This is a genomic window from Streptomyces lichenis (genome assembly GCF_023218175.1).
GTDB lineage: Bacteria > Actinomycetota > Actinomycetes > Streptomycetales > Streptomycetaceae > Streptomyces > Streptomyces lichenis.
The window spans coordinates 277608-293526 of record NZ_JALPTH010000005.1; the positions used below are offsets into that span (position 1 = coordinate 277608).

General features: G+C 69.1%; 25 protein-coding genes. 1 reads left to right on the plus strand and 24 read right to left on the minus strand.

The genetic code is table 11. The features are described from left to right. Nucleotides 1–115: 115 nt before the first annotated feature. Nucleotides 116–1735 carry an ABC-F family ATP-binding cassette domain-containing protein gene (locus tag M1O15_RS07720; protein ID WP_248632496.1) on the minus strand — a complete coding sequence of 540 codons (1620 nt, stop codon included), beginning with the start codon at nucleotides 1733–1735 and terminating at the stop codon, nucleotides 116–118. A 71-nt stretch (nucleotides 1736–1806) separates the two neighbouring features. Here M1O15_RS07720 and M1O15_RS07725 point away from each other — a divergent pair, with 71 nt between their 5' ends. Continuing rightward, nucleotides 1807–2862 (plus strand): hypothetical protein, encoded by a 1056-nt coding sequence (locus M1O15_RS07725; RefSeq protein WP_248632497.1) that lies wholly within the window; start codon nucleotides 1807–1809, stop codon nucleotides 2860–2862. Here the strand turns inward: M1O15_RS07725 and truA are convergent. From truA to rplP, 23 genes are all read right to left on the minus strand, one after another. After that, complete coding sequence (gene truA / locus M1O15_RS07730; RefSeq protein ID WP_248632498.1) at nucleotides 2839–3705, minus strand: tRNA pseudouridine(38-40) synthase TruA; 867 nt, start codon at nucleotides 3703–3705, stop codon at nucleotides 2839–2841. The genes M1O15_RS07725 and truA overlap by 24 nt on opposite strands. A 96-nt stretch (nucleotides 3706–3801) precedes the next feature. Continuing rightward, nucleotides 3802–4296, minus strand: coding sequence for a 50S ribosomal protein L17 (gene rplQ, locus M1O15_RS07735; protein ID WP_248632499.1), 495 nt, complete (start codon nucleotides 4294–4296; stop codon nucleotides 3802–3804). 128 nt (nucleotides 4297–4424) lie between these two features. After that, complete coding sequence (locus tag M1O15_RS07740) at nucleotides 4425–5447, minus strand: DNA-directed RNA polymerase subunit alpha (protein ID WP_146481858.1); 1023 nt, start codon at nucleotides 5445–5447, stop codon at nucleotides 4425–4427. A 140-nt stretch (nucleotides 5448–5587) separates the two neighbouring features. Continuing rightward, nucleotides 5588–5992 (minus strand): 30S ribosomal protein S11, encoded by a 405-nt coding sequence (gene rpsK, locus M1O15_RS07745; RefSeq protein ID WP_003956432.1) that lies wholly within the window; start codon nucleotides 5990–5992, stop codon nucleotides 5588–5590. A 68-nt stretch (nucleotides 5993–6060) separates the two neighbouring features. Continuing rightward, a complete protein-coding gene (rpsM, locus tag M1O15_RS07750) occupies nucleotides 6061–6441 on the minus strand; it encodes a 30S ribosomal protein S13 (protein ID WP_105868313.1) in 381 nt (126 codons plus the stop codon). A 209-nt stretch (nucleotides 6442–6650) separates the two neighbouring features. Continuing rightward, nucleotides 6651–6764, minus strand: a complete 114-nt coding sequence (gene rpmJ, locus M1O15_RS07755) for a 50S ribosomal protein L36 (protein ID WP_003956441.1) — start codon at nucleotides 6762–6764, stop codon at nucleotides 6651–6653. A gap of 63 nt (nucleotides 6765–6827) precedes the next feature. Next, nucleotides 6828–7049: a translation initiation factor IF-1 gene (infA, locus tag M1O15_RS07760; RefSeq protein WP_003956442.1), complete on the minus strand. Its 222-nt coding sequence runs from the start codon at nucleotides 7047–7049 to the stop codon at nucleotides 6828–6830. A 159-nt stretch (nucleotides 7050–7208) separates the two neighbouring features. Next, entirely contained in the window at nucleotides 7209–8045 is an 837-nt protein-coding gene (gene map / locus M1O15_RS07765; RefSeq protein ID WP_248632500.1) for a type I methionyl aminopeptidase, read from the minus strand. A 151-nt stretch (nucleotides 8046–8196) separates the two neighbouring features. Continuing rightward, nucleotides 8197–8862 carry an adenylate kinase gene (locus tag M1O15_RS07770; RefSeq protein ID WP_248632501.1) on the minus strand — a complete coding sequence of 222 codons (666 nt, stop codon included), beginning with the start codon at nucleotides 8860–8862 and terminating at the stop codon, nucleotides 8197–8199. Further along, nucleotides 8862–10178, minus strand: a complete 1317-nt coding sequence (gene secY, locus M1O15_RS07775) for a preprotein translocase subunit SecY (protein ID WP_248632502.1) — start codon at nucleotides 10176–10178, stop codon at nucleotides 8862–8864. Before secY ends, M1O15_RS07770 begins: the two co-directional genes overlap by 1 nt. 381 nt (nucleotides 10179–10559) lie before the next feature. Continuing rightward, the gene (gene rplO / locus M1O15_RS07780) at nucleotides 10560–11015 is read right to left on the minus strand and encodes a 50S ribosomal protein L15 (RefSeq protein ID WP_248632503.1); all 456 of its coding nucleotides are present in this window, start codon (nucleotides 11013–11015) and stop codon (nucleotides 10560–10562) included. A gap of 1 nt (nucleotide 11016) precedes the next feature. Continuing rightward, on the minus strand, nucleotides 11017–11199 hold the full coding sequence (gene rpmD / locus M1O15_RS07785; RefSeq protein WP_105868308.1) for a 50S ribosomal protein L30: 183 nt from the start codon (nucleotides 11197–11199) through the stop codon (nucleotides 11017–11019). Beyond that, a complete protein-coding gene (rpsE, locus tag M1O15_RS07790) occupies nucleotides 11199–11804 on the minus strand; it encodes a 30S ribosomal protein S5 (RefSeq protein WP_005313527.1) in 606 nt (201 codons plus the stop codon). The genes rpmD and rpsE overlap by 1 nt, the downstream gene beginning before the upstream one ends. Nucleotides 11805–11842: 38 nt before the next feature. Next, nucleotides 11843–12226, minus strand: coding sequence for a 50S ribosomal protein L18 (gene rplR, locus M1O15_RS07795; protein WP_248632504.1), 384 nt, complete (start codon nucleotides 12224–12226; stop codon nucleotides 11843–11845). A 2-nt stretch (nucleotides 12227–12228) separates the two neighbouring features. Continuing rightward, a complete protein-coding gene (gene rplF / locus M1O15_RS07800; RefSeq protein WP_248632505.1) occupies nucleotides 12229–12768 on the minus strand; it encodes a 50S ribosomal protein L6 in 540 nt (179 codons plus the stop codon). Between the two features lie 21 nt (nucleotides 12769–12789). After that, the gene (gene rpsH, locus M1O15_RS07805; protein WP_006347222.1) at nucleotides 12790–13188 is read right to left on the minus strand and encodes a 30S ribosomal protein S8; all 399 of its coding nucleotides are present in this window, start codon (nucleotides 13186–13188) and stop codon (nucleotides 12790–12792) included. Between the two features lie 209 nt (nucleotides 13189–13397). Next, a complete protein-coding gene (locus M1O15_RS07810) occupies nucleotides 13398–13583 on the minus strand; it encodes a type Z 30S ribosomal protein S14 (RefSeq protein WP_003948630.1) in 186 nt (61 codons plus the stop codon). Nucleotides 13584–13588: 5 nt separating this feature from the next. Then, nucleotides 13589–14146, minus strand: a complete 558-nt coding sequence (rplE, locus tag M1O15_RS07815) for a 50S ribosomal protein L5 (RefSeq protein WP_079308657.1) — start codon at nucleotides 14144–14146, stop codon at nucleotides 13589–13591. After that, nucleotides 14146–14469 carry a 50S ribosomal protein L24 gene (gene rplX / locus M1O15_RS07820; RefSeq protein ID WP_105868304.1) on the minus strand — a complete coding sequence of 108 codons (324 nt, stop codon included), beginning with the start codon at nucleotides 14467–14469 and terminating at the stop codon, nucleotides 14146–14148. Before rplX ends, rplE begins: the two co-directional genes overlap by 1 nt. Nucleotides 14470–14471: 2 nt before the next feature. Further along, nucleotides 14472–14840, minus strand: a complete 369-nt coding sequence (gene rplN / locus M1O15_RS07825) for a 50S ribosomal protein L14 (protein ID WP_003956455.1) — start codon at nucleotides 14838–14840, stop codon at nucleotides 14472–14474. 141 nt (nucleotides 14841–14981) lie between these two features. Further along, entirely contained in the window at nucleotides 14982–15275 is a 294-nt protein-coding gene (gene rpsQ / locus M1O15_RS07830; RefSeq protein ID WP_105868303.1) for a 30S ribosomal protein S17, read from the minus strand. Then, the gene (gene rpmC / locus M1O15_RS07835) at nucleotides 15275–15499 is read right to left on the minus strand and encodes a 50S ribosomal protein L29 (protein WP_105868302.1); all 225 of its coding nucleotides are present in this window, start codon (nucleotides 15497–15499) and stop codon (nucleotides 15275–15277) included. The genes rpsQ and rpmC overlap by 1 nt, the downstream gene beginning before the upstream one ends. After that, the gene (gene rplP / locus M1O15_RS07840) at nucleotides 15499–15918 is read right to left on the minus strand and encodes a 50S ribosomal protein L16 (RefSeq protein WP_248632506.1); all 420 of its coding nucleotides are present in this window, start codon (nucleotides 15916–15918) and stop codon (nucleotides 15499–15501) included. Before rplP ends, rpmC begins: the two co-directional genes overlap by 1 nt. Nucleotide 15919 lies beyond the last annotated feature (1 nt).

Consider the following 15919-nt stretch of genomic DNA (forward strand, 5'->3'; position numbering starts at 1 on the left):
GAACGTGCGCAGGAGCTTCTCGCCGCCAAGCGGCGAAGCCCATGCGCATAACAAACGGCAACAGTACCCGCGCCGCCCCCGGCAGGTCAAAACGCCCGGGGAGCGCCGGGGGCGGCTACCGCGCCCGCTCCACCCGCCGCTCGTCCCAGACCGGCTCCGCGGTCTCCCGCACCCGGCCGTCCGAGCCGAAGACCAGGTACCGGTCGAAGGCGCGGGCGAACCAGCGGTCGTGGGTGACGGCCAGCACCGTCCCCTCGTACGCCTCCAGACCCGCCTGGAGCGCCTCGGCGGACTCCAGGTCCAGGTTGTCGGTCGGCTCGTCCAGCAGCAGCGCGGTCGTGCCGGACAGCTCCAGCAGCAGGATCTGGAAGCGGGCCTGCTGGCCGCCGGAGAGCCGGTCGAAGGCCTGGTCGCCCTGCTTGTCCAGCTCGTAGCGGCGCAGCGCGGACATCGCCGCGCCCTTGTCCCTGGCGTGCTCGGTCCACAGGATGTCGACCAGGGTGCGGCCCATCAGCTCCGGGTGCGCGTGCGTCTGGGCGAAGTGGCCGGGGACCACCCGGGCGCCCAGCTTCCAGTCGCCGGTGTGCGCCACCTCCTCGCCCGCCAGCAGCCGCAGGAAGTGCGACTTGCCCGAGCCGTTGGAGCCCAGCACGGCGACCCGCTCCCCGTAGAAGACCTCCAGGTCGAACGGCTTCATCAGCCCGGTCAGCTCCAGGTTCGCGCAGGTCACCGCCCGCACCCCGGTGCGCCCGCCGCGCAGCCGCATCCGGATGTCCTGCTCGCGCGGCGGCTCCGGCGGCGGCCCGGCCTCCTCGAACTTCCGCAGCCTGGTCTGCGCCGCCGCGTACCGGGAGGCCAGCTCATGGCTGATCGAGGCCGCCTGCCGCAGGTCCAGCACCAGCCGCTTCAGCTGGGCGTGCTTCTCCTCCCAGCGCCGCTTCAGCTCCTCGAACCGGGCGAACCGCTCCCGGCGCGCCTCGTGGAAGGTGGCGAACCCGCCGCCGTGCACCCAGACGTCCGCCCCGGCCGGGCCGGGCTCCACCGCGACGATCTTCTGTGCGGCCCGGGCCAGCAGCTCCCGGTCGTGCGAGACGAACAGCACGGTCTTGCGGGTCTGCTCCAGCCGCTCCTCCAGCCACCGCTTGCCGGGGACGTCCAGATAGTTGTCCGGCTCGTCGAGCAGCAGCACCTCCTCGGGGCCGCGCAGCAGCGCCTCCAGCACCAGCCGCTTCTGCTCGCCGCCGGAGAGGGTGCGCACCTGGCGCCACTGGGCCTTGTCGTACGGCATGCCGAGCGCGGCCGTGGTGCAGATGTCCCAGAGCGTCTCCGCCTCGTAGCCGCGCGCCTCCGCCCAGTCGCTGAGCGCCTGCGCGTACCCCATCTGCGCGGCCTCGTCATCGACGGTCATGATCAGGTGCTCGGCCTTGTCCACCGCCCGGGCGGCCTCCCGGATCCGCGCCGGGGAGACCGAGACCAGCAGGTCGCGCACGGTCCGCTCATCGCGCACCGAGCCGACGAACTGCGGCATCACCCCCAGCCCGCCGGAGACGGTCACCGCCCCGCCGTGCGGCTGGAGCTCGCCGCTGACCAGCCGCAGCAGCGTCGTCTTCCCCGCGCCGTTCGGCCCGACCAGCGCCACCACCGCGCCCTCGCCCACCCGGAACGACACATCGCCGAGCAGCGCCCGGCCGTCCGGAAGGTGGTACTCCAGGTGCGCGGCCTCCACATGTCCCATGGTGCGCATTGTCGCCGTCCCGCCCGTCGGCGCCCAAACGGATTACCCGCCGGGCATCTAAGATGCGCGGCATGAGCTTTGGTGGGGGGCCCGCGTGGCCGGGCGAGCCGGGACCGGGGCCAGGTGACCGGTCGCAGAACCAGCCGCCCTACGGACAGCAGGGCGGGCAGCAGCCGTACGGGCAGGGGTACGGGCAGGGCCAGGCGCAGGGCTACGGGCACGGCCAGGGGTACGGGCAGCAGCCGTACGCCGCCGCCCCGCTGCCGCCCGCCCAGCCGTACCCCGCCGACGGGCGCTACTCCGCCTCCGGGCCGCTGAACGGCGGCTCGGACACCCCCGACTGGAGCGCGCTGGCCGACGCCTCGGCCGCCCGCAAGCGGCGCCGGCGGCTGCTGGTGGTGGGCGGCGCCGCCCTGGCCACCGCGGGCATCGGCACCGCCATCGCGCTGGCCGTGGTCAACTCCGGTGAACCGTCCGGCTCCGCCACCGCCGCGCCCCGCAGCAGCCAGGCGCCCGAGCTCCCGGCCGGCGGCAGCGCCGAGCCGCAGCCGTCCTTCTCCTCCGTCGCTCCCCCGCCGCCCCCGGACCCGATGGACTACATCTCGATTCCGGCCAAGGACACCGCCCCGCTGACCGCCGACTCGCTCTTCCCCGGCAGGACGCTCACCCTGGGGAAGAACGGCTACACCAAGGGCGCCGTCGCGGCCACCGCCGACTGCGCCTCCACCGGGCAGGCCGGGCTGGCCGGGGTGCTGGCCCGGCACGACTGCACCCGGATGGTCCGCGCCACCTATGAGCGGGACGGGGTGGCCGTCACCGTGGGCGTGGCCGTGTTCGCCTCGCCGGAGGCGGCGCAGAAGGCCAAGAAGGAGGCGGTCGGCGGGATCGCCACACTGGCCGGCTCCGGGGTGGAGCCGTTCTGCCAGACCCGTACGGTCTGCCTGCGGCGCGCAAACGCGCTGGGCCGCTACGCCTACTTCACCCAGGCCGGCTTCACCAGCGGCAAGCGGGTCACCAAGGCCGACGAACCGGTGTTCGCCAGCAGTGACGACCTCGGCACCTTCGCCTTCGACCAGATCTACGGGCGCGGCCGGGCCCAGGCCTCAGCAGCAGCCACCGGTGGCTGAACCACCCGGCAGGGTCCGCTTGTTGCGCGCCTCCAGGTTGCGGGCGGCCAGCAGCTCGTCGGCCGGGTAGCCGACCTCCTCCAGGGTCAGCCCGTGCGGCCGGACCACATGGACGGCGGAGTCCCGCACGCCCGCGGCCAGCACCTCGGCCGGCCACTCCACCGGGCGGTGCCCGTCGCCGACGAAGAGCAGCGCGCCGACCAGCGAGCGGACCATGTTGTGGCAGAAGGCGTCCGCCTGGACGGTGGCCTGAAGCACCCCCGACTCCAGCCGCTCCCAGCGCAGCGTCCGGAGGGTGCGGATGGTGGTGGCGCCCTCCCGGCGCTTGCAGTACGCGGCGAAGTCGTGCTCGCCCAGCAGCCGCTCGGCGGCGGCGTTCATCGCGTCCAGATCCAGCGGCCAGTCGTGCCAGAGCACATGGCCGCGCAGCAGCGGGTCGACGCCGCCGGGGTCGTCGGTGACCCGGTACGCGTACCGGCGCCAGATCGCCGAGAACCGGGCGTTGAAGCCCGCGGGAGCCTCGGCCACCCGCCAGATCCGCACATCGTGCGCCAGCCGCCCGGCGAGCCGCCGCAGCAGCTTCTCCCGGTGCTCGGCCCACAGTGCCTCGGGCAGGTCGACATGGGCGACCTGGCCGCGGGCGTGCACCCCGGAGTCGGTGCGGCCGGCCACTGTCAGCTCGTACGTCCGGTCCGCCCGGGTCACCGTGCGCAGGGCGTCCTCGATGTCCCCCTGCACGGTCCGCTGCCCGCCGGCCTGCTTGGCCCAGCCGTGGAAGTCCCGCCCGTCATAGCTCAGGTCCAGCCGCACCCGTACGAAACCGGGCTCCACCTCGTCGCTCACGCGCCCATCCTCTCCTCACACACCCTGTGCCCATGCGGACGGGCCCGCCCCCTGAGGACAGGGAGCGGGCCCGCTTACCGCAGGTCAGCCGGACACTTACGCGTCCTTCGACTCCTCGGCCGGAGCCTCGGCGGGGGTCTCGTCGGCCTTGGCCTCGGAGGCCTTCGCCTCGTCCTCCTTGACCGCGCGCTTGGTGGCGGCCTCGGCCTCGTCGACCGTCGCCTTCTTGGCGATCTCGCCCTCGACCAGCTCGATCACGGCCATCGGGGCGTTGTCGCCACGACGGTTGCCGATCTTGGTGATACGGGTGTAGCCACCCGGACGCTCGGCGTAGCGCGGGGCGATCTCGGTGAAGAGGGTGTGGACGATGCCCTTGTCGGTGATCGTCTGCAGCACCAGGCGACGGTTGTGGATGTCGCCCTTCTTCGCCTTGGTGATCAGGCGCTCGGCGACCGGACGCAGGCGGCGGGCCTTGGCCTCGGTCGTGGTGATGCGGCCGTGCTCGAAGAGCGACTTCGCCAGGTTGGCGAGAAGCAGCTTCTCGTGCGCGGCGCTGCCGCCCAGACGGGCTCCCTTGGTGGGACGCGGCATGGTGATTCTCCTTGGGTCTGCACCGGCCGTACCAGGTACCGGTGTCAGTTACCGACGGGCGACTTCCCGCCGGAAGCTTCGTGCGCGCGGGTGCCGGGGCACGCGGGCCCCGGCACTCACGGTCGTGCTCAGTACTGCTCGGTCTCCACGAAACCGGCGTCCGCGTCGTCGTCGGCGCCGAAGGCGTCGGCGGCGGCGGTCGGGTCGAACCCGGGGGGCGAGTCCTTCAGGGCCAGGCCCATGCCGGCCAGCTTCGCCTTGACCTCGTCGATCGACTTGGCGCCGAAGTTGCGGATGTCGAGCAGGTCCGCCTCGGAGCGGGCGACGAGCTCGCCCACCGAGTGGATGCCCTCGCGCTTGAGGCAGTTGTAGGAGCGGACGGTGAGCTCCAGCTCCTCGATCGGCAGCGCGAGGTCGGCGGCCAGGGCGGCGTCCGTCGGGGACGGGCCCATGTCGATGCCCTCGGCGTCGATGTTGAGCTCGCGGGCCAGGCCGAACAGCTCGACCAGGGTCTTGCCGGCCGACGCCATGGCGTCGCGCGGGCGCATGGCCTGCTTGGTCTCGACGTCGACGATCAGCTTGTCGAAGTCGGTGCGCTGCTCGACTCGGGTCGCCTCGACCTTGTAGGTGACCTTGAGGACCGGCGAGTAGATGGAGTCGACCGGGATGCGGCCGATCTCCTGGCCGACCTGCTTGTTCTGCACGGCGGAGACATAGCCGCGACCGCGCTCGACGGTCAGCTCCATCTCCAGCTTGCCCTTGCCGTTGAGGGTGGCGAGGACGAGGTCGGGGTTGTGCACCTCGACACCGGCCGGGGGCGCGATGTCGGCGGCGGTGACCAGACCCGGGCCCTGCTTGCGCAGGTACATCACGACCGGCTCGTCGTGCTCCGAGGAGACGACCAGCTGCTTGATGTTGAGGATCAGGTCGGTGACGTCCTCCTTGACGCCCGGCACGGTGGTGAACTCGTGCAGGACACCGTCGACGCGGATGGACGTGACCGCCGCACCCGGGATCGAGGAGAGGAGCGTACGGCGGAGGCTGTTGCCGAGGGTGTAGCCGAAGCCCGGCTCCAGCGGCTCGATGACGAACCGGGAGCGGTACTCGTCGACGACCTCTTCGGTCAGCGAGGGACGCTGAGCGATCAGCATGGTGGGTTTTCCTTCAGTCGTGGACGCCCGCTATTTGACGTCCTCTGGAACCGCGGTACCGCGTACCGCAAGGGTACGGGCGGCACGACCCGAAGGGGCCGTACCGCCCGGACTCTCACGAGCAGGTCAAGCGCGCTGCGTCAGACGCGGCGGCGCTTGGGCGGCCGGCAGCCGTTGTGCGGGGTGGGGGTGACGTCCTGGATGGAGCCGACCTCCAGGCCGGTGGCCTGGAGCGAGCGGATCGCGGTCTCACGGCCGGAGCCGGGACCCTTGACGAAGACGTCGACCTTGCGCATGCCGTGCTCCTGCGCGCGGCGGGCGGCCGACTCGGCGGCCATCTGCGCGGCGAAGGGGGTGGACTTGCGCGAGCCCTTGAAGCCGACGTGGCCGGCGGAGGCCCAGGAGATCACGTTGCCCGAGGGGTCGGTGATCGAGACGATCGTGTTGTTGAACGTGCTCTTGATGTGCGCGTGGCCGTGAGCGACGTTCTTCTTTTCCTTGCGGCGCACCTTCTTGGCAGCGCCCTGACGTCCCTTGGGGGGCATCTCTTAACTCCTACGGGGGAGGTGGTCGGTCCTACAGCGAAGACCGCTGGTGAGGCGTCCGCTGAGGACTACTTCTTGCCCGGCTTCTTCTTGCCGGCGATCGCGCGACGCGGGCCCTTGCGGGTGCGGGCGTTCGTGCTGGTGCGCTGACCGTGGACGGGCAGGCCACGACGGTGGCGCAGACCCTGGTAGCAGCCGATCTCGACCTTGCGGCGGATGTCGGCCTGGATCTCGCGGCGGAGGTCACCCTCGGTCTTGAGGTTGGCGTCCACGTACTCGCGGATCTTGACCAGGTCCTCTTCGGAGAGGTCACGAACGCGGGTGTTCGGGTTCACACCGGTCGAGGCGAGGGTCTCCTTCGCCAGGGTGCGGCCGATGCCGAAGACGTAGGTGAGTGCGACCTCCACGCGCTTTTCGCGCGGGATGTCGACACCGGAAACGCGTGCCATTCACTGGCTCCTGTGTACTCGGGGGTCTACCGCAGCGCCGATCCCGACCGCCGACCCCTGGTCCGTACGGATACGGGAGGTGGTACGTCCGGGTCCCCGGCCCCCGCCGGAGGTGCCGCCAGCCCGGTGTCCGGGCCCGGCGGGCGCTGCGTATGTACGTTGTACTGCTCGCGTCGCGCGAAGGTACTGCGAGGTGCAGGTGGTGTGCGTCAGCCCTGGCGCTGCTTGTGGCGCAGGTTGTCGCAGATGACCATGACCCGGCCGTGGCGGCGGATCACCTTGCACTTGTCGCAGATCTTCTTGACGCTCGGCTTGACCTTCATGGGATGTGAGGTTCTCCGGGTCAGTGCCAAGGGCTCCACCCGGGGGCGGAGACTCGGCAAGATCTACTTGTAGCGGTAGACGATCCGGCCACGCGTCAGGTCGTACGGGGAGAGCTCCACGACGACCCGGTCGTCCGGGAGGATACGGATGTAGTGCATACGCATCTTGCCGGAGATGTGCGCGAGGACCTTGTGACCGTTCTGGAGCTCCACCTTGAACATGGCGTTCGGCAGGGACTCGATCACGGTGCCCTCGATTTCGATGGCACCTTGCTTCTTGGCCACGCTTCGCCCTTCGAATCGGCTACCTTGATCGACTCCCGCTGCCCGGTGCGGACACACGGGTACACGAGAGCCGACGCATCAGTCTACGCCAGCCCTGTGGAAAACACGAATCGTGGATTCTGCCCGCTGACGGAGATCCCTACGCGTGACCGGCGGGAATCACCCGAGGGGGTCGGGGGCGGCGGTGACGCCGAGCTGGGCGAGCTTGGCCTTGCCGCCGTCCGGGGCGGTGAGCACCAGCGGGCCGTCCTCGGTGAGCGCCACCGAGTGCTCCCAGTGCGAGGACCAGGTGCCGTCGGTGGTGATCACCGTCCACTGGTCCTCCAGCACCTCGGTGCGGGCGGTGCCGAGCGAGACCATCGGCTCGATCGCCAGGCAGAAGCCGGGCACCAGCTTGGGGCCCTTGCCGCGCTTGCGGGAGACGTAGTTCAGCAGGTGCGGGTCCATGTGCATCTCGGTGCCGATGCCGTGGCCGCCGTAGTCCTCGATGATCCCGTACTTACCGGTGGCCGGGCGGGGCTGGCGGCGGATGTAGGACTCGATGGCCCGGGAGATGCCCACCAGCCGGTTGCCGTTCCTCATGGCGGCGATCCCGGCCCACATCGACTCCTCGGTGACCCGGGAGAGCTCGATCAGCTCGGGGGCGTGCCCGGTGCCGACGAAGGCGGTGTACGCGGCGTCGCCGTGCCAGCCGTCCACGATCGCCCCGCAGTCGACGGAGATGACGTCGCCGTCCCTGAGGACCGTCTCCTCGCTGGGGATGCCGTGCACCACGACCTCGTTGACCGAGGTGCAGATGGTCGCGGGGAACCCGCCGTAGCCCAGGAAGTTGGACTTGGCGCCGTGCTCGGCGATCACCTTGCGGGCGACCTCGTCGAGGTCCCTGGTGCTGGCGCCGGGCACCGCCGCCTCCCGGGTCGCCGCGTGGATGGCGGCGACGACCAGCCCCGCCTCGCGCATCTTCGCGATCTGCTCGGGAGTCTTGATCTGCACCATGACGGCTGACGCCTTTCCAGGGGAGTACGGGGATGTGCCTCGCTGTCCGAGGAGGCCGGTCCCACCACGATACGGCCGCAACGCGTCGGCCGCGGCGCCCCCGGGGGGACACCGCGGCCGACGTCTGCGACCTGCTTGCGAGGGTGCCGGGCTACGCGGCCTGGTCGCCGCGTCCGTGCAGCGCCCGCATGGCGCGCTCGGTGACCTCGTCGACCTGGCCCAGCGCGGAGATGGTGGCGACCAGCCCCTGCGCCTTGTAGTAGTCGATGATCGGCTCGGTCTGCGTGTGGTAGACCTCCAGCCGCTTGCGGACGGTCCCCTCGGAGTCGTCCTCGCGCTGGTACAGCTCGCCGCCGCAGGTGTCGCAGACGCCCTCGGCCTTGGGCTGCTTGTACGCGACGTGGAAGACGTGCGCGCTGTCATTGCGGCAGATCCGGCGGCCGGCGATCCGCTTGACCACCTCGTCCTCCGGGACCTCCAGGTCCAGGACGGCGTCCAGCTTCATGCCCTCGCGGTCCAGCATCGCGTCCAGCGCCTCGGCCTGGGCCACGTTGCGCGGGAAGCCGTCCAGCAGGAAGCCGTGCTCCGCGTCGGCCTGCTCCATGCGGTCCTGGGCCATCCCGACGGTGACCTCGTCGGGGACGAGGTTGCCGGCGTCCATGTAGGACTTGGCCTGCTTGCCGAGCTCGGTGCCCTGGCTGATGTTGGCCCGGAACAGGTCGCCCGTGGAGATGTGCGGAATCGACAGGTTCTTGGCGAGGAACGCGGCCTGCGTTCCCTTGCCGGCGCCGGGCGGCCCGACGAGGACGATTCGCATCAGCGGAGGAACCCTTCGTAATTGCGCTGCTGGAGCTGGCTCTCGATCTGCTTCACGGTCTCCAGCCCCACACCCACGATGATCAGGATGCTCGTCCCGCCGAACGGGAAGTTGGGGTTGGATCCGCCGAAGCCCGCCAACGCCACTGTCGGCACGAGAGCGATCAGACCCAGGTACAGCGAGCCCGGCCAGGTGATCCGGTTGAGCACATAGCTGAGGTACTCGGCCGTAGGTCGACCAGCCCGGATACCCGGGATGAAGCCACCATACTTCTTCATGTTGTCGGCTACTTCCTCGGGGTTGAAGGAGATGGCCACATAGAAGAAGGCGAAGAAAACGATCAGCAGGAAGTAGACCGCCGTGTGGATCGGCTTGCCGTCCACCAGGTTCTGCTGGATCCACGCGGACCAGCCGGAGGTCGATCCGGAGAACTGGCCGACCAGGATCGGGATGTACAGCAGCGACGAGGCGAAGATGACGGGGATGACACCCGCCTGGTTCACCTTCAGCGGGATGTAGGTGGAGGTGCCGCCGTAGGAACGGCGCCCGATCATCCGCTTCGCGTACTGGACCGGGATGCGGCGCTGGGCCTGCTCGACGAAGACCACCAGGCCGACCATCACGAAGCCGACCAGGATGATGAAGCCGAACTCGATCCAGCCGCCGGCCAGGGTGCCGCTCTTCTTGATGGCCCACAGGGCGCTCGGGAAGCTGGCGGCGATCGAGATGAACATCAGGATCGACATGCCGTTGCCGATGCCGCGGTCGGTGATCAGCTCACCGAGCCACATGACGACGGCGGTACCGGCGGTCATCGTGATCACCATGGTGATGATGACGAAGATCGACTGGTCCGGCACGATCTGACCGGCCACCTGGCAGCCGGAGAACAGCGCACCGCTCTTGGCGGTGGCGACCAGGCCGGTGCCCTGGAGCACGGCGAGCGCGACGGTCAGGTAGCGGGTGTACTGCGTGATCTTCGCGGTGCCGGCCGAGCCCTCCTTCTTGAGGGCCTCCAGGCGCGGGATCACCACGGTCAGCAGCTGGAGGATGATGCTCGCCGTGATGTACGGCATGATGCCGAGCGCGAAGATCGTGATCTGCAGCAGGGCGCCGCCACTGAACAGGTCCATCAGACCGAGCAGGTTCTTGTCGCCCTGCCGGGCCTGGTCGACACAGATCTGGACGTTCTCGTAGCTCACACCGGGGACGGGGATGTGCGCCCCGAACCGGTAGATCACGATGATGCCGAGCGTGAAGAGCAGCTTCTTACGCAGGTCGGGCGTCTTGACCGCCCGGGCGAACGCGGTGAGCACGGTGCCTCCTGCGACCCCCGCGCGAGAGCGTCAGAGGCGACGGGTTTGAATAAGTCAGCGGTTACCTGGCGAGGCGGCACTGTGCCAGCACAGTGCCGCCCAAACATTAATGTCGCCACCCTACCCGCCCCGGTGGCGCCCGGGAAACATCTGCCGGGGCCCCACAACCCGGGAAACAGCGGGGGAACGGCTGGTCGCCGTCCGAAACCCGCCCCTGGCCCGGGGGGACGTTCACCGACATGTGTGACCACGTCCACGATTCGTACGGTGCGGACGGACGTGCGGGTGGGCGCGCGAACGCCGACGGCCCGGCCGGGGCCCCGAGAGGGGCGCCCGGCCGGGCCGTACGAGGTGTCACCGCGGCCGCGGGGGCCGCGAGGCTCAGACGAGCTCGGTGACGCTGCCGCCCGCGGCGGCGATCTTCTCCTTGGCGGAGCCCGAGACGGCGTCCACCGTCACGGTCAGCGCCACGGAGATCTCGCCCTGGCCCAGGACCTTGACGAGGCTGTTCTTGCGCACCGCGCCCTTGGCGACCAGGTCGGCCACCGTGACCTCGCCACCCTCGGGGTAGAGCGAGCCGAGCTTGTCCAGGTTCACGACCTGGTACTCGGTGCGGAACGGGTTCTTGAAGCCCTTGAGCTTCGGGAGGCGCATGTGGAGGGGCATCTGCCCACCCTCGAAGCGCTCCGGAACCTGGTAGCGGGCCTTGGTGCCCTTGGTACCACGACCGGCCGTCTTACCCTTCGACGCCTCACCACGACCCACACGGGTCTTGGCGGTCTTGGCGCCGGGGGCGGGACGGAGGTTGTGGGCCTTCAGCGGGTTGTTCTCCGCCATGTCAGTCAACCTCCTCAACCGTCACGAGGTGGCGGACGGTGTGCACCATGCCGCGGAACTCGGGGCGGTCCTCCTTGACGACCACGTCGCCGAGGCGCTTGAGGCCCAGGCTCCGAAGGGTGTCGCGGTGGTTCTGCTTGCTGCCGATGTACGACTTGGTCTGCTTGATCCGGAGCTGCGCCATTACGCACCAGCCCCGGCACGCGCACGCAGCAGGGCCGCGGGGGCCACGTCCTCCAGGGGCAGACCGCGACGGGCCGCGATCTCCTCGGGACGCTGGAGGCCCTTGAGGGCCGCCACGGTCGCGTGCACGATGTTGATCGCGTTGTCCGAGCCGAGCGACTTCGACAGGATGTCGTGCACGCCCGCGCACTCCAGCACGGCGCGCACCGGGCCACCGGCGATCACACCGGTACCGGGGGAAGCCGGCTTGAGCAGGACGACGCCCGCGGCCTTCTCGCCCTGGATGGGGTGCGGGATGGTGCCCTGGATACGGGGGACCTTGAAGAAGTGCTTCTTGGCCTCCTCCACACCCTTGGCGATGGCGGCCGGCACCTCCTTGGCCTTGCCGTAGCCGACACCGACGGTGCCGTCACCATCGCCCACCACGACCAGCGCGGTGAAGCTGAAGCGACGACCACCCTTCACGACCTTGGCGACGCGATTGATCGCGACGACGCGCTCGACGTACGCGGTCTTCTCGGCGGCGGCAGCGCCGCCGTCACGGCCCTTACGGTCCCGCCGCTCGCCGCCACCGGCACCGCTTCCGCGGCGCTGGGGTCCAGCCATTGGATTTACCTCTCTCTTTTCCGCTAGCTACGGGCCGACTAGAACTTGAGGCCGGCTTCGCGGGCGGCGTCCGCCAGGGCGGCGATGCGCCCGGCGTACTGGTTGCCGCCACGGTCGAACACGACAGCCTCGACGCCGGCGGCCTTGGCACGCTCGGCCACGAGCTGGCCGACCTGCTTCGCCTTCGCCGACTTGTCGCCCTCGCCGCCGCGGATGGACGCGTCCAGGGTGGACGCCGACGCCACGGTGTGACCCTTGATGTCGTCGATCACCTGAGCGGTGATGCCGCGGTTGGACCGGGTGACGACGAGGCGCGGACGCTCCGCCGTACCGGCGATCCTCTTGCGGATACGGATGTGGCGACGCTTCAGAGCCGCACCCTTGTACGCCTTGCCCTTGGCGATCTTGACGCCGTATGCCATGGCTACTTACCAGCCTTTCCGACCTTGCGGCGGATGACCTCGCCGGCGTACTTGACGCCCTTGGCCTTGTACGGGTCGGGCTTGCGCAGCTTGCGGATGTTCGCGGCGACCTCGCCGACCTTCTGCTTGTCGATGCCCTCGACCGAGAACTTGGTCGGCGACTCGACCTTGAAGGAGATCCCCTCGGGGGCCTCCACCAGGATCGGGTGGCTGTAGCCGAGCTGGAACTCCAGGTTGGAGCCCTTCGCGGCGACGCGGTAACCGACACCGCTGATCTCGAGCGCCTTCGTGTACCCCGCGGTCACACCGGTGATCATGTTGGCCACCAGCGTGCGGGACAGGCCGTGCAGGGCCTTGTTCTGACGCTCATCGTTGGGGCGGGTGACGTTGAGCACGCCGTCCTCGCCCTTGGCGATCTCGATCGGAGCGGCGACGGTGTGGCTCAGGGCGCCCTTGGGGCCCTTCACCTGGACCGTGCGGCCATCGATGGTGACGTCCACGCCGGCGGGAACCGTGATGGGGAGCTTGCCGATACGCGACATTGGCTTTTCCTCCGTTCCCGACTACCAGACGTAGGCGAGGACTTCCCCACCCACGCCCTTCTTCTGCGCCTGCTGGCCGGTCAGGAGACCGTGGGACGTGGAGATGATCGCCACGCCCAGGCCGCCGAGGACCTTCGGCAGGTTGGTGGACTTCGCGTAGACCCGCAGGCCCGGCTTCGAGATCCGCTTGATGCCCGCGATGGAGCGCTCACGGTTCGGACCGAACTTGAGCTCCAGGACGAGGTTCTTGCCGACCTCGGCGTCCTCGACCTTCCAGCCCGTGATGAAGCCCTCCTGCTGGAGGATCTCCGCGATGTGAGACTTGATCTTGCTGTGCGGCATCGTCACGGAGTCGTGGTACGCCGAGTTCGCGTTACGCAGACGCGTGAGCATGTCTGCGATCGGATCAGTCATGGTCATGAATTGGCCTTCGGCCTCTCTCGCCGGGGTTTCCTATGTGCGCCATCCCTCTCCCCACTCATGGGCGGGACGGGTGCGGCGCGGGGACCTACGGCGTAGTAAGTCTTATGGGCGGCAGGCGCCCAACCCCAACAGCCTACGGCACGTGGGGCCGGGCTCCTGCCGACCAGATGCTTACCGAGAGCCTCCGGTAATCCCCAAGTGGGGGATTACCAGGAGCTCTTGGTCACGCCCGGCAGCTCGCCACGGTGAGCCATCTCACGAAGGCACACGCGGCACAGGCCGAACTTGCGGTACACGGAGTGGGGACGCCCGCAGCGCTGGCAGCGGGTGTAGCCACGCACACCGAACTTGGGCTTGCGAGCAGCCTTCGCGATAAGGGCCTTCTTCGCCATCTCGCTTACGCCTCCTTGAACGGGAAGCCGAGGTGACGGAGAAGGGCGCGGCCCTCGTCGTCGTTGGTCGCCGTGGTCACCACGGTGATGTCCATACCCCGGACGCGGTCGATCTTGTCCTGGTCGATCTCGTGGAACATGACCTGCTCCGTGAGACCGAAGGTGTAGTTGCCACGGCCGTCGAACTGCTTGGGGGACAGGCCGCGGAAGTCGCGGATGCGCGGGAGCGCGAGCGACAGGGTGCGGTCCAGGAACTCCCACATGCGGTCGCCACGGAGCGTGACGTGGGCACCGATCGGCTGGCCCTCACGCAGCTTGAACTGCGCGATGGACTTGCGGGCCTTGGTGACGGCCGGCTTCTGACCGGTGATCGTGGTGAGGTCGCGGATGGCGCCCTCGATCAGCTTGGAGTCGCGGGCGGCGTCGCCCACACCCATGTTGACCACGATCTTGACGAGGCCGGGGACCTGCATGACGTTCTCGTACTTGAACTCGTCACGCAGCTTGCCCGCGATCTCCTCGCGGTACTTCGTCTTGAGACGCGGAGTGGTGGTGGTAGCCATCAGATGTCCTCACCCGTCCGCTTGGCAACGCGGATCTTGTTGCCCTCGTCGTCGAAGCGGTAGCCGACCCGGGTCACGACCTTGTTGCCGTCCTTCTCGACGACGAGCTGGACGTTGCTCACGTGGATCGGGGCCTCGGTGGTGACGATGCCGCCGGCCTGCGAGGCGCGGCCCGGCTGGTTGGCCTTGGTGTGCTTCTTGACCCGGTTGACACCCTCGACCAGGACGCGGTCCTCGCGGGGGAAGGCCGCGATGACCTTGCCCTGCTTGCCCTTGTCCTTACCGGTGATGACCTGGACCAGGTCGCCCTTCTTGATCTTCATGCTTACAGCACCTCCGGCGCGAGCGAGATGATCTTCATGAACTTCTTCTCGCGCAGCTCACGGCCCACCGGGCCGAAGATACGGGTGCCGCGAGGGTCGCCGTCGTTCTTCAGAATGACGGCGGCGTTCTCGTCGAAGCGGATGTACGAGCCGTCCTGGCGGCGGCGCTCCTTGACGGTGCGAACGATGACCGCCTTGACGACGTCACCCTTCTTCACGTTGCCACCGGGGATCGCGTCCTTGACGGTGGCGACGATGACGTCACCGATGCCCGCGTAGCGGCGACCCGAGCCACCGAGAACACGGATGCAAAGGATCTCCTTGGCACCAGTGTTGTCGGCGACCCGCAGTCGCGACTCCTGCTGGATCACGTCTATCTCCTGATCGTCTGCCGGTTCCCGGGGGCCGTCGGTGTACGGCGGTCCCCGAGCCTGGCGGAACTGTGCCGGGACGTGTGCGCCCCGGCGGGGGTGATGCGGGGCCCTCCCCCGGAAGGGAGGGCGCCCGCAAAATTACTTGGCCTTCTCGAGGATCTCGACGACGCGCCACCGCTTGGTGGCGGACAGCGGCCGGGTCTCCATGAGGAGGACGCGGTCGCCGACGCCGGCGGCGTTCTGCTCGTCGTGCGCCTTGAGCTTGTTGGTACGGCGGATGACCTTGCCGTACAGCGCGTGCTTGACGCGGTCCTCGACGGCGACGACGACGGTCTTGTCCATCTTGTCGCTGACGACCAGACCCTCACGGGTCTTGCGGAAACCGCGGGCCTCGGTCTTCTCGGGGTTCTCAGTCACGTTGCTCTCGCTCATCAGGCGCTCTCCACCGTCTCGATGCCGAGCTCGCGCTCACGCATCAGGGTGTAGATCCGGGCGATGTCCTTACGGACGGACTTGAGCCGACCGTGGTTCTCGAGCTGGCCGGTCGCCGCCTGGAAGCGGAGGTTGAACAGCTCTTCCTTGGCCTCGCGGAGCTTGTTGACGAGCTCCTCGTTGCCCAGCTCGCGCAGCTCCGACGCCTTGGTACCGGTCGACATCACAGCTCACCTGCCTCGCGCTTGACGATCTTGCACTTCATCGGCAGCTTGTGAGCCGCACGGGTCAGGGCCTCGCGCGCGATCTTCTCGTTCGGGTAGGACAGCTCGAACATGACGCGTCCGGGCTTGACGTTCGCGATCCACCACTCCGGGGAACCCTTACCGGAACCCATGCGGGTCTCGGCCGGCTTCTTGGTGAGGGGACGGTCCGGGTAGATGTTGATCCAGACCTTGCCGCCACGCTTGATGTGGCGGGTCATCGCGATACGCGCCGCCTCGATCTGGCGGTTGGTCACGTACGCCGGAGTGAGGGCCTGGATGCCGTACTCGCCGAACGCAACCTGCGTGCCACCCTTGGCCATGCCATCGCGCTTGGGGTGGTGCTGCTTGCGGTGCTTGACCCTACGGGGGATCAGCATG

What these genes read in the sequence shown, in the direction of transcription:
- M1O15_RS07720 (WP_248632496.1), bottom strand. Translation starts at nt 1,735, where the DNA reads ATGGGACATGTGGAGGCCGCGCACCTGGAGTACCACCTTCCGGACGGC.
- M1O15_RS07725 (WP_248632497.1), top strand. Translation starts at nt 1,807, where the DNA reads ATGAGCTTTGGTGGGGGGCCCGCGTGGCCGGGCGAGCCGGGACCGGGG.
- rplQ (WP_248632499.1), bottom strand. Translation starts at nt 4,296, where the DNA reads ATGCCGCGTCCCACCAAGGGAGCCCGTCTGGGCGGCAGCGCCGCGCAC.
- M1O15_RS07740 (WP_146481858.1), bottom strand. Translation starts at nt 5,447, where the DNA reads ATGCTGATCGCTCAGCGTCCCTCGCTGACCGAAGAGGTCGTCGACGAG.
- rpsK (WP_003956432.1), bottom strand. Translation starts at nt 5,992, where the DNA reads ATGCCCCCCAAGGGACGTCAGGGCGCTGCCAAGAAGGTGCGCCGCAAG.
- rpsM (WP_105868313.1), bottom strand. Translation starts at nt 6,441, where the DNA reads ATGGCACGCGTTTCCGGTGTCGACATCCCGCGCGAAAAGCGCGTGGAG.
- rpmJ (WP_003956441.1), bottom strand. Translation starts at nt 6,764, where the DNA reads ATGAAGGTCAAGCCGAGCGTCAAGAAGATCTGCGACAAGTGCAAGGTG.
- map (WP_248632500.1), bottom strand. Translation starts at nt 8,045, where the DNA reads ATGGTGCAGATCAAGACTCCCGAGCAGATCGCGAAGATGCGCGAGGCG.
- M1O15_RS07770 (WP_248632501.1), bottom strand. Translation starts at nt 8,862, where the DNA reads ATGCGAATCGTCCTCGTCGGGCCGCCCGGCGCCGGCAAGGGAACGCAG.
- rplO (WP_248632503.1), bottom strand. Translation starts at nt 11,015, where the DNA reads ATGGCGGAGAACAACCCGCTGAAGGCCCACAACCTCCGTCCCGCCCCC.
- rpmD (WP_105868308.1), bottom strand. Translation starts at nt 11,199, where the DNA reads ATGGCGCAGCTCCGGATCAAGCAGACCAAGTCGTACATCGGCAGCAAG.
- rpsE (WP_005313527.1), bottom strand. Translation starts at nt 11,804, where the DNA reads ATGGCTGGACCCCAGCGCCGCGGAAGCGGTGCCGGTGGCGGCGAGCGG.
- rplR (WP_248632504.1), bottom strand. Translation starts at nt 12,226, where the DNA reads ATGGCATACGGCGTCAAGATCGCCAAGGGCAAGGCGTACAAGGGTGCG.
- rplF (WP_248632505.1), bottom strand. Translation starts at nt 12,768, where the DNA reads ATGTCGCGTATCGGCAAGCTCCCCATCACGGTTCCCGCCGGCGTGGAC.
- rpsH (WP_006347222.1), bottom strand. Translation starts at nt 13,188, where the DNA reads ATGACCATGACTGATCCGATCGCAGACATGCTCACGCGTCTGCGTAAC.
- M1O15_RS07810 (WP_003948630.1), bottom strand. Translation starts at nt 13,583, where the DNA reads ATGGCGAAGAAGGCCCTTATCGCGAAGGCTGCTCGCAAGCCCAAGTTC.
- rplE (WP_079308657.1), bottom strand. Translation starts at nt 14,146, where the DNA reads ATGGCTACCACCACCACTCCGCGTCTCAAGACGAAGTACCGCGAGGAG.
- rplX (WP_105868304.1), bottom strand. Translation starts at nt 14,469, where the DNA reads ATGAAGATCAAGAAGGGCGACCTGGTCCAGGTCATCACCGGTAAGGAC.
- rpsQ (WP_105868303.1), bottom strand. Translation starts at nt 15,275, where the DNA reads ATGAGCGAGAGCAACGTGACTGAGAACCCCGAGAAGACCGAGGCCCGC.
- rpmC (WP_105868302.1), bottom strand. Translation starts at nt 15,499, where the DNA reads ATGTCGACCGGTACCAAGGCGTCGGAGCTGCGCGAGCTGGGCAACGAG.
- rplP (WP_248632506.1), bottom strand. Translation starts at nt 15,918, where the DNA reads ATGCTGATCCCCCGTAGGGTCAAGCACCGCAAGCAGCACCACCCCAAG.